Raw genomic sequence first — 10,604 nt, 5'->3', positions numbered from 1 at the left:
GAGAGAGGAGAGGTTTGTTTGCCGTGGGGCGGGGGGAGGGGGGGGGGGGGGCCCCACGCGCGGGGGGGGGGGGCAGGCGGGGGGGGCCCCTTCCCCCCCCCCCCCCCGGTGCGCGGGTCAGCCCGCGGCGAGCAGCTCGAGGGTGTCGACGACGCGGTGGGAGAACCCCCACTCGTTGTCGTACCAGGCCACGACCTTCACGTGCCGGCCGTCGACGCGGGTCAGCAGGGAGTCGAAGATCGACGACGCCGGGTTGCCGGTGATGTCCGACGAGACGAGGGGGTCCTCGGAGTACTCGAGCACCCCCGCCAGCCGACCCTGTGCGGCCTCCCGGTAGGCGGCGAGCACGTCCTCGCGGGACACGTCGCGTGTGACGGCGGCGTTCAGCTCCACGAGCGAGCCCACCGGGACGGGGACGCGGATCGAGTCGCCCGAGAGCTTGCCGTCGAGCTGCGGCAGCACCAGCCCGATGGCCTTGGCGGCGCCGGTCGTGGTGGGCACGATGTTCACCGCCGCCGCGCGGGCACGGCGGGGGTCGCGGTGCGGGGCGTCCTGGAGGTTCTGCTCCTGGGTGTAGGCGTGCACGGTGGTCATGAAGCCGTGCTCGATCCCGGCGACGTCGTCGAGCACGGACGCGAGGGGGGCGAGCGCGTTGGTGGTGCACGACGCGTTGGAGACGATCGTGTGCGCCGCCGGCTCGTAGGCGTCGGTGTTGACGCCGGGGGCGAGCGTGACGTCCGCGCCGGCCGACGGCGCGCTCACGAGCACCTTGCGCGCGCCGGCGTCCAGGTGGCCGCGCGCCGCGTCGGCGGACGTGAACCGGCCGGTGGACTCCAGCACGACGTCCACCCCGAGGTCCCGCCAGGGCAGGGCGGCGGGCTCACGCTCGGCGAGCACCGCGACGCGGCGGCCGTCGACCACGATCGCGTCGTCGTCGGCCGTGACCGGGCGGCCCAGCCGGCCGGCGGTGCTGTCGAAGGCGAGCAGGCGTGCGAGCGCGGCGGGCGCGGTGAGGTCGTTGACGGCGACGAGCTCCAGGTCGCTGCCGCGCTCCAGCACCGCGCGCAGCACGTTGCGCCCGATCCGGCCGAAACCGTTGATGGCGATGCGGGTCATGTGACCCTCCTTCCGTGTCGCCACCAGGCTCGCCGCCGTCGCACGGGCCGAACACCGGCGCGCACGCCACGGTCCGCAAGGATCTCGCCAGGCCGGGTCTCCGCTCTCCGGCCCGGAGCCTCACTCCCCGCGCGCGAACGTGCGCCGGTACTCGCTGGGCGTCGTGCCGAGGATCCGCCGGAAGTGCGCGCGGAGGTTCGCGCCCGTCCCGAGCCCGACGTCGGCGGCGACCTGCTCGACGCTGCGCTCCGAGCGCTCCAGCAGCTCGCGGGCGACGTCGATGCGGGCACGCAGCACCCAGGCCATCGGCGTGTACCCGGTGTCGTCGCCGAACCGCCGCGAGAAGGTGCGCGGCGAGACGGCCGCGTGCCGGGCCAGGTCCTCGAGCGTGAGGTCGTCGGTCAGGTGGTGCAGCACCCACTCCCGGGTGGCCGCGAACCGCTCCCCGAGCGGCTCGGGCACGCTGCGCGGCACGTACTGGGCCTGGCCGCCGCTGCGGTACGGCGCCGCGACCAGGCGGCGGGCGGCGTGGTTCGACGCCGCGACGCCCAGGTCGCCGCGCAGCACGTGCAGGCACAGGTCGATGCCCGAGGCGGCTCCCGCCGACGTGAGCACGCTGCCCTCGTCGACGAACAGCACGTTCTCGTCCACCCGCACCCGCGGGTGCTTGGCCGCCAGCGCGCGCGTGTAGTGCCAGTGCGTGGTGGCGCGACGGCCGTCGAGCAGGCCGGTCGCGGCGAGCGCGAACGCTCCGGTCGAGATCGCGGCCAGCCGGGCGCCGCGATCGTGCGCGGCGCGGAGCGCGTCCACGACGGCGGGCGGCGGGTCGTCGCGGTCCGGGTGGCGGTAGCCGGGGAGGAACACGACGTCGGCCCAGGCCAGCGCCTCGAGCCCGTGGTCCAGGTGGTAGGAGAGGCCGTCCCCGCCGGCGACGAGCCCGGGCGCCGCGGCGCAGGCCCGCACCTCGTAGGGCATGCTCGGCCGCGTCGTGAAGACCTGCGCCGGGATGCCGACGTCGAGGGGCTTCGCGCCCTCCAGCACGAGGACGGCGACACGGCGCTGACGCGGTTCCGGCACCCGTCGAGCCTAGACAGGCCCGGGCCCGGGCGTGGTCAGCGGCCCACCGTGTCGAGGTCGGCCAGCTGCTTCCCGGTCAGCCGCAGGCGAGCGCCGGCGACGTTCTCGCGCAGGTGCGCCACCCGCGACGTCCCGGGGATCACCAGCACGTTCGGGGACCGCTGCAGGAGCCAGGCGAGGGCCACGCCGGACGGCGTCGCGCCTGCCGCGGCGGCGACCCTGGCGAGCGTCTCCGACTGCAGCGGGGTGAACCCGCCGAGGGGGAAGTACGGGACGAACGCGATGCCGTCCTCCGCGAGCCGGACGACGAGCTCGTCGTCGTCGCGGTGCGCGAGGTTGTACCTGTTCTGCACGCCCACGACCGGTGCGATCGTCCGCGCCTCGGCCACCTGCTCGGCGGTGACGTTGCTGACGCCGAGGTGCCGGACCAGGCCCTCCTGCTGGAGCTCCGCGAGCGTCTCGAACGCCTCGGCGACGGAGCCGGCACGCGGGCCGGCCGCGTCGCCCATGCGCAGGTACACCAGGTCGAGCGTGTCGACGCCGAGGCTCTCGAGGTTTCCCCGGACCTGGGCGCGCAGCTCCTCCGGGCGCCGCGCCGTGGGCCAGCCCCCCACGGCGTCGCGACGCGCCCCGACCTTGGTGGCGACCAGCAGGTCCGCGGGGTACGGGTGGAGCGCCTCGCGGATCAGCCGGTTGGTGACGCGCGGGCCGTAGGCGTCGCTCGTGTCGAGGTGCGTCACGCCGAGGGCGACGGCCTCGCGCAGCACCGTGACCGCCTCGTCGTGGTCGCGCGGCGGCCCCATGACGCCGGGGCCGGCGAGCTGCATAACGCCGTACCCGACCCTGGAGACCGTGCGGTCGCCGAGGGTCCAGGTGCCGCCGGGGGCCGTGCTGGTCGTGGTGGTCATGAGGATGCCTCTCGTCAGGGGTCGGTGGCGTGCCGCGCACCGGGGCACCAGTCTTGGTGCCATGCTCTCTGTGAGGAAGTAGGCACCTGAGAGTGCGTTGCACCCCAGAGTGACGGCAGTGACGGCAACCGGTGAGGGAGACGAAGGATGACGACGATGCCGGCGGCCGAGCGGCGTGCCCGGGCGAAGGTCGAGTACGACGCGTTCCTGGCGGCGTGCCCCAGCCGGGAGCTGCTCGACCGGCTCTCCGACAAGTGGGTGGTGCTCGTCCTGTGCGCGCTCGGCGGCGACGGCGCGGGCGGCACCGGCGAGCCGCGCGCCATGCGCTACTCCGAGCTGGCGCGCCTCATCGCCGGCGTCAGCCAGAAGATGCTCACGCAGACCCTGCGCTCCCTCGAACGTGACGGCCTGGTGACGCGCACCGTGGTGCCGACGGTCCCCGTCACGGTCTCCTACGAGCTCACCGACCTCGGCGCGTCCCTGCACGGCACGACCCGCCTGCTCAGGGCGTGGGCCCAGAACCACATGGACGACGTCGCCTCCCGGCGCGAGGAGCACGACGCCCGCCGCGAGAGCGCCGCGACGTGAGGGACGACCGGGGCTACGCGCGGTCGGCCGGGCGGGAGCGCGGGGAGACGATGCCGGACTCGTAGGCGAACACGACCAGCTGGGCGCGGTCGCGGGCGCCGAGCTTGGTCATCGCGCGGCTGACGTGCGTCTTCGCGGTCAGCGGGCTGAGCACCATCCGCGCGGCGATCTCGTCGTTGGACAGCCCGTGCGCGACGAGCGCCACCACCTCGCGCTCGCGCGGCGTGAGCAGACCGAGACCGTCCGCGGCGATCGCGTCCGGTGGGCGCGCGACGAACTCGCTGATCAGCCGGCGCGTGATGGCCGGGGACAGCAGCGCGTCGCCCCGCACGGCGGCGCGCACGGCCTCGACGAGGTCGGCGGGCTCGGTGTCCTTCACGACGAACCCGCTCGCCCCGGCCCGCAGCGCCTCGAACACGTACTCGTCGATGCCGTAGTTCGTCAGCACGACGACGTGCACGCCCGCCAGCGCGTCGTCGGCGGCGATCTGCCGGGTGGCGGCGATGCCGTCCAGCCCGGGCATCTGGACGTCCATGAGCACGACGTCGGGCCGCAGCTCGCGCGCCAGGCGGACGCCGTCCTCCCCGTTGGCACCCTCGGCGACCACCTCGACGTCGTCCTCCGCGTCGAGCAGCGCCCGGATGCCGGAGCGGATGAGGGCCTGGTCGTCGACGAGGCCGACGCGGATCACCCGCGGGCCGCCGGCTCGTCCGCGGCCCGCGCGTCGTCCGGGGCCCCCGGCCGTGCCCGCCCCGCCGGCAACGGCAGCGTGACGCGCACCGAGAACCCGCCGCCGGTCCCCGGCCCGGCATGGAGCGTCCCGCCGAGGGCGGCGACGCGCTCGCGCATCCCCGTCAGCCCGTGCCCGGGCTCCGGCTCGCCGGGTGCGCCGCGGCCGTCGTCGTCGACCTGCAGGGTGAGCTCGCGGGCCGCGAACGCCACGCGCACGGTCGCGGCCGCGGCGGCCCCGCCGTGCCGGGCGACGTTGGTGAGCGCCTCCTGCACGACGCGGTAGGCGGCCTGGTCGGTCTCGGCCGGCAGCGCGCGCCGGACGCCGAGGAGCCGGACGGTGGTGGGCACCCCCGCGGCCTCCGCGCGCTCGACGAGGGCCTCGAGCCGGTCGATCCCGTTCCCGTTCGGCTCGCCGTCGCGGCGCAGCACGTCGAGGGTCGAGCGCAGCTCGCGAGCCGCGTCGGTGCTCGCCTCCTGGATCGCCAGCAGCGCGGGCGGCGGCTCCTCGCCCCGCTTGCGCGCGAGGTGGGCGGCCACGCCCGCCTGCACCTTGATCACGGAGATGCTGTGGGTCAGGGAGTCGTGCAGCTCGCGCGCGATGCGCAGCCGCTCCTCGACGGCACGACGCCGTGCCACCTCGTCGCGCGTGCGCTCGGCGTCCTCGGCCCGCTGCTCCACCTCGCGCACGTACGCGCGCCACTGCAGCACCGCGACGCCGGCGACGCCGAGGGAGACCAGCCAGCCCGCCGCGAGGATCCGCTCCCGTGCCCGTCCCGTTCCCATCCCGGCAGCGTAGGTGCGGCCGCGGAGCCGCCGCATCCGGCGCGGGGAGCACCCTGCGCGTACTCCGCCCGCGGTACGACGACGCCCCGTCGCCGACCGGACCGGTAGCCGCAGGTGTCGCCGACGGGCGGACGCGCGACGACACCTCGCCGCGAAGGATCGGGACCACGGAACGACGCAGGACGGACACCCCCGCACGACCGACCCGAGGAGCACCGCCATGAGCATCCAGGCACCCCGCATCCAGGTACCGAGCGTCCAGGCACCGAGCGTCCAGGCACCGAGCGTCCAGGCACGCGGGCGCACCCCCGCCGGGCTGGGCGACGTCGTCGTCCCCGGCGACGACGGCTACGAGGAGGCACGACGCACCGTCTTCGCCACCGGCTCCCCCGCGCTGGTCACGCGGCCCCGCGACGAGGCGGAGGTGGCGGCCGCCGTGGCGTACGCGGCCCGCGAGGGGCTGCCCCTGTCGGTCCGCTCGGGCGGGCACGGCCTCACCGGCCGCGCCACCAACGACGGCGGCCTCGTGGTGGACCTGCGCCACCTGGACGCGGTCGAGGTCGTGGACGCGCACCACCGGCTGGTGCGGGTGGGCGCCGGCGCCACGTGGGGCCGGGTCGCGGCGGCGCTCGCGCCGCACGGACTGGCGATCTCCTCCGGCGACACCGCGAGCGTCGGCGTGGGCGGGCTGACGCTCGGCGGCGGCGTCGGGTGGATGGTGCGCCGGCACGGCCTGACCGTCGACGCCCTGGTCGGGGCCCGGGTGGTGCTCGCCGACGGCCGGACGGTGGTCGTGAGCAGGAACTCGCACGCCGGCCTGTTCTGGGCGCTGCGCGGCGGGGGCGGGGGCTTCGGCGTCGTGACGGGCGTCGACCTCGTCGCCGCCCGGGTGGGCGACGTCCGCTACGGCGCGATCGGCCTCGCCCTCGACGACCCCGCCCGCCTCGTCGCGGGCTGGCGCGACGTGCTGCGCGAAGCGGACGAGGAGCTGAGCAGCACGCTGGTGCTGGCGCCGCCCGTGAGCGACCGCCCGGCGTCCGCGTCGGTCCTGGTCTGCGCGTCGCACGACGACGCGGCGGCGGCCGAGCGGGCGGTCGAGCCGCTGCGGCGCCTCGGCACGGTGCTGAGCGACACGGTCGCGACCGTGCCGTACGCCGACGTCCTCGCCGAGGGCGGCCACCACCCACCGGGCCTGCGCCTCGTCGGCCGCAACGTGCTGGTGCCGCGGCTGGACGACGACGTCGTCGCGGCGGTGGCCGCGGCGTCCGCGGGCGACCGGCCGGTGGCGCTCGCGCTGCGCGCCCTCGGCGGCGCGTTCTCCCGCGTGCTGCCCGACGCGACCGCGTTCGCCCACCGCGACGCGGAGGCGTTGGTGGTGGGCGGCACCGTCGTCCCCCAGGACGCGTCCGACGCCGACGTCGAGGACGCCCTCGCCGGCTGGCGCGGCGTCGCCGCCCACGGCACGGGCGCGTACGTGAACTTCCAGGGCACGGACACCGCGGCCGACCTGCACGCCGCGTACCCGCCCGCGACGCTCGCCCGGCTGCGCGCGGTCAAGCGGTCCTACGACCCGGGCGGTCTGTTCGGGCGCCACCTGGACGGTGCGCCCGCCGGTGCGCCCGCCGGTGCGCCCGGGCCAGGGGCGGCGTCGTGAGCGCCGCGTTCGAGGCCGAGGGTCTCGTCAAGGCGTTCGGCCCGACGACGGCGCTCGACGGCGTCGACCTGCGCGCCGAGCGCGGCACGGTGCTCGGCGTCCTGGGCCCCAACGGGGCGGGCAAGACCACCGCCATCCGCGTGCTGGCGACGCTGCTGCGGGCCGACGCCGGCCGGGCGGTGGTCGACGGGCTGGACGTGGGCCGCGACCCCGTCGAGGTGCGCCGCCGCATCGGCCTCACCGGCCAGTACGCGACGGTGGACGAGGACCTCACCGGCGCGGAGAACCTCGTCCTGTTCGGTCGCCTGCTCGACCTGCCGACGGCCGAGGCCCGCGTCCGGGCCGCGCGGCTGCTGGACCGGTTCGGGCTCACCGACGCGGGCGGCAGGCGCGCGTCCACCTACTCCGGCGGGATGCGCCGCCGCCTCGACCTGGCCGCCAGCCTCGTCGGCTCGCCGAGCGTCCTGTTCCTCGACGAGCCCACGACCGGCCTCGACCCGGGCAAGCGGGAGGAGCTGTGGCAGACCATCCGGTCGCTCGCCGACGACGGCACCACCGTGCTGCTCACCACGCAGTACCTCGAGGAGGCCGACGCCCTGGCCGACGAGATCACCGTGATCGACGGCGGCCGCGTCATCGCCCACGACACCCCGGCGGGCCTGAAGCAGCAGGTCGGCGGGCAGACGGTGATCGTGCGGCCGCGCGACCCGGACCGGGTCGCGACCGCGGCGGGCGTCGTCGCGCGCGTGACCGGGGAGGACGTCGCCCCGCCGCGCGGGGGCGTGGTCACCGCGTCCGTCGACGACGAGCGCGCGTTCTCCGCCGTCGTGCGCGGGCTCGAGGACGCGGACGTCGCGGTCACCGAGCTGGCGCTCCGCCTCCCGGGCCTCGACGAGGTCTTCTTCGCCCTGACCGACGGCCACCGCACCACCCCGAGGGAGGAATCATGACCGCCACCACGACGACCGTCGCCACCGGCACCGCACCGCACCGCCGGGGCACGACGACGCCCCCGCGCCGCTGGCCGCTCGCCCGCCACGGCCTGATCCTGGCGCAGCGTGCTCTCGTCAAGACCCGGCGCAACCCCGGCGAGCTGGTCGACGCGGTGATCCTGCCCGTCGTGTTCCTCGTCCTGTTCGTCTACCTGTTCGGCGGGGCGGTCGCCGGGTCCACGCACGAGTACCTCCAGTACCTGTTCCCCGGCATCCTCGTGCTCACCACGGTGCTCACGGGGCAGGTCGCGACCGGGCTCAGCATCGTGCAGGACATGAAGAAGGGCGTCTTCGACCGGTTCCGCAGCATGCCCGTGCCGCGCGCCGCGATGCTGCTGGGCTCGGTCCTCGCCGACGCCGTCCGGTACGTCATCGCGCTCGCCGTGCTGTTCGGCGTCGGGTACGCGCTCGGCTTCCGGGTCGAGACGGGGCTGCTGCCCGCCCTGGCCGCGTGCGGGCTCGCGATCGTCCTCGGCTTCTCCCTGTGCTGGCTCACCGTGCTCGTGGCGGTGCTGCTGCGCGACGAGATCATGGTGTCGACGGTGGGGTTCCTGCTGCCGTTCCCGCTCGTGTTCGGCACGGGAATGGCCGCGCCGGTCGAGACGATGCCGGGCTGGCTGCAGGCCTGGGCCGAGGTGAACCCGGTGAGCCGGGCGATCGAGGCCAGCCAGGGCCTGCTGCTCGACGGCCCGGTCGCCGGGCCGGCGACCGCGACCCTGCTGTGGAGCGCGGCGTTCCTCGCCGTCTTCGGCACCGCCGCCGTGGTGGCCTACCGCCGGGTGGTGTGACGGGTGGCGCGACGGGAGATCCGTAACGTTTCAGGGCCTTGACAGGACGGCGTCGGGCTCGCCAAGGTGTCGAAGCGCTTCGACATGCAGAGCCCGGCGCCGACGCCGGTCCTGCCGGTCGGAGGCACGACGTCCATCACCCGTGCGCGACGAAGGGCACACCATCGTGAAACGACCGCTCAGGACGACGCTCACCGCCCTCGCGGCAGGCCTGGCGCTCGCCGCCGGGCTCGCCGCCCCGGCCGGCGCCGCACCGGCGCACCCGCAGCACCCCGGGCACCCGGCGCATCCGACGCACCCCGGGCGCCCCGGGCACCCGGCGCACCCGCACCGCGCCGCCGGCGCGGCCGAGACGGTGGCCGCGATGCAGCCTGGCTGGAACCTCGGCAACTCGCTCGACTCCGTGTGGCCGGACGAGACCGCCTGGGGCAACCCGCGCGTCACGCCGGAGCTGCTCGCCGCCGTCAAGGACGAGGGGTTCCGCAGCATCCGCGTCCCGGTCACCTGGGACGACCACCAGGGCGGCGCCCCGGACTACACGATCGAGACGGACTATCTGGACCGGGTCGAGGAGGTCGTCGACCAGGCGCTGGCCGAGGACCTGTACGTGCTGCTCGACCTCCACCACGACTCGTGGATCTGGGCGAACGCGATGTCCTCGGACCCGGACGGCGTGCGTGACCGCTTCCGGGCCACGTGGGAGCAGCTCGCCGACCGCTTCCGCGACCACCCGGCCGAGCTGCTGTTCGAGAGCCTCAACGAGCCGCAGTTCGCGGACGTCGACGACGCGCAGGGCGACGTCCTGCTCGACGACCTCAACACCGTGTTCCACGAGGTGGTCCGGGCGTCCGGCGGCGGCAACGCCGACCGGGTGCTCGTGCTGCCCACCCTGCACACCAACGCCGGCCAGGAGCGGCTCGACGCCCTCGCCGGCACCATCGCCGAGCTCGACGACCCGCAGCTGGCCGCCACGGTCCACTACTACGGCTACTGGCCGTTCAGCGTGAACGTCGCGGGCGGCACCCGCTTCGACGACGTCGCCCTGGCGGACATGACGGGGACGTTCGACCGCGTGCGGAGCACGTTCGTCGACCAGGGGATCCCGGTGGTCCTCGGCGAGTACGGGCTGCTCGGCTTCGACCGGCACACGGGCACCATCGAGCAGGGCGAGAAGCTGAAGTTCTTCGAGGAGCTCGGCCACCAGGCCCGCGACGCCGGCGTCACGACCATGCTCTGGGACAACGGGCAGCACCTCGACCGCACCGGCTTCACGTGGAGCGACCCCGAGCTGTGGGCGCAGGTCTCGTCGAGCTGGACCACGCGGTCGGGCACCGCGTCCACGGACCAGGTCTTCGTGCGCCCGGGCGACGTGGGCGCGCAGACCGTCACGCTCGAGCCGCACGGCACCCGGCTCGAGGGGCTGTTCCTCGACGGCGAGCCGGTCGCGGCCGCGGACGCCGCCGTCGCGGGCGACGAGGTGACGTTCTCGGCCGCGTACCTGGAACGCCTGATCGGCGACGCGTCGCCCGGCGCGCACGCCACGATCGAGGCGCGCTTCTCGGCAGGGGTGCCGTGGCGGATCCACGTGATCGCGGCCGACACCCCCGTGCTCGCGGACGCGACGGGAACGGTGGCCGGCGGCGTGTCGATCCCGGCGCGGTTCCGCGGCGACCGGCTGGCCACCATGGCCTCGGTCTACGCCGACGGCAGCGGCGCCGGCCCGCAGAGCTGGACGCCGTTCCAGGAGTTCGACGCGTCGTTCGCCCCGGACGAGGAGGCCGGCGCCGTCCTGCTGCGCCCGGCCTACCTCGCCACCCTGCGCGACGGCGAGCCCGTCTCGCTGACGTTCCACTTCTGGAGCGGCGACACGGTGGAGTACACCGTGACGCGCAGCGGCGACACGGTCACCGGCACCGTCGCGAGGTAGCACCGCCACCCGCGAGGTAGTCCGCGCGCCCGCGAGGTA

General features: G+C 75.6%; 10 protein-coding genes. 5 read left to right on the top strand and 5 right to left on the bottom strand.

Annotated elements, in window-relative coordinates; genetic code table 11:
* Positions 1–117: 117 nt before the first annotated feature.
* From gap to ACFVS0_RS17530, 3 genes are all read right to left on the bottom strand, one after another.
* On the bottom strand, positions 118–1,116 hold the full coding sequence (gene gap, locus ACFVS0_RS17540) for a type I glyceraldehyde-3-phosphate dehydrogenase (protein ID WP_430588657.1): 999 nt from the start codon (positions 1,114–1,116) through the stop codon (positions 118–120).
* A gap of 120 nt (positions 1,117–1,236) precedes the next feature.
* Positions 1,237–2,193, bottom strand: coding sequence for a GlxA family transcriptional regulator (locus ACFVS0_RS17535; protein WP_430588656.1), 957 nt, complete (start codon positions 2,191–2,193; stop codon positions 1,237–1,239).
* A 35-nt stretch (positions 2,194–2,228) separates the two neighbouring features.
* Positions 2,229–3,101, bottom strand: coding sequence for an oxidoreductase (locus ACFVS0_RS17530; protein WP_430588655.1), 873 nt, complete (start codon positions 3,099–3,101; stop codon positions 2,229–2,231).
* 147 nt (positions 3,102–3,248) lie between these two features.
* Between ACFVS0_RS17530 and ACFVS0_RS17525 the strand changes: the two genes are divergently transcribed.
* On the top strand, positions 3,249–3,689 hold the full coding sequence (locus ACFVS0_RS17525) for a winged helix-turn-helix transcriptional regulator (protein WP_430564547.1): 441 nt from the start codon (positions 3,249–3,251) through the stop codon (positions 3,687–3,689).
* A 13-nt stretch (positions 3,690–3,702) separates the two neighbouring features.
* Here the strand turns inward: ACFVS0_RS17525 and ACFVS0_RS17520 are convergent, their stop codons facing one another.
* Positions 3,703–4,380: a response regulator gene (locus tag ACFVS0_RS17520; RefSeq protein WP_430564546.1), complete on the bottom strand. Its 678-nt coding sequence runs from the start codon at positions 4,378–4,380 to the stop codon at positions 3,703–3,705.
* Entirely contained in the window at positions 4,377–5,204 is an 828-nt protein-coding gene (locus ACFVS0_RS17515; RefSeq protein ID WP_430588654.1) for a sensor histidine kinase, read from the bottom strand. Before ACFVS0_RS17515 ends, ACFVS0_RS17520 begins: the two co-directional genes overlap by 4 nt.
* Positions 5,205–5,424: 220 nt before the next feature.
* On the opposite strand from ACFVS0_RS17515, the gene ACFVS0_RS17510 reads away from it, so the two are divergent.
* From ACFVS0_RS17510 to ACFVS0_RS17495, 4 genes are all read left to right on the top strand, one after another.
* Complete coding sequence (locus ACFVS0_RS17510) at positions 5,425–6,858, top strand: FAD-binding oxidoreductase (protein WP_430588653.1); 1,434 nt, start codon at positions 5,425–5,427, stop codon at positions 6,856–6,858.
* Positions 6,855–7,808: an ATP-binding cassette domain-containing protein gene (locus tag ACFVS0_RS17505; protein ID WP_430588652.1), complete on the top strand. Its 954-nt coding sequence runs from the start codon at positions 6,855–6,857 to the stop codon at positions 7,806–7,808. Before ACFVS0_RS17510 ends, ACFVS0_RS17505 begins: the two co-directional genes overlap by 4 nt.
* Positions 7,805–8,638, top strand: a complete 834-nt coding sequence (locus ACFVS0_RS17500; RefSeq protein WP_430588651.1) for an ABC transporter permease — start codon at positions 7,805–7,807, stop codon at positions 8,636–8,638. The genes ACFVS0_RS17505 and ACFVS0_RS17500 overlap by 4 nt, the downstream gene beginning before the upstream one ends.
* Positions 8,639–8,804: 166 nt before the next feature.
* Positions 8,805–10,565, top strand: coding sequence for a cellulase family glycosylhydrolase (locus ACFVS0_RS17495; RefSeq protein WP_430588650.1), 1,761 nt, complete (start codon positions 8,805–8,807; stop codon positions 10,563–10,565).
* The last annotated feature ends 39 nt before the right edge of the window (positions 10,566–10,604 follow it).

This window comes from Isoptericola sp. NPDC058082, assembly GCF_042885055.1.
Classification (GTDB): Bacteria; Actinomycetota; Actinomycetes; order Actinomycetales; family Cellulomonadaceae; genus Isoptericola.
This window is presented reverse-complemented; position numbering and strand designations above follow the sequence as displayed.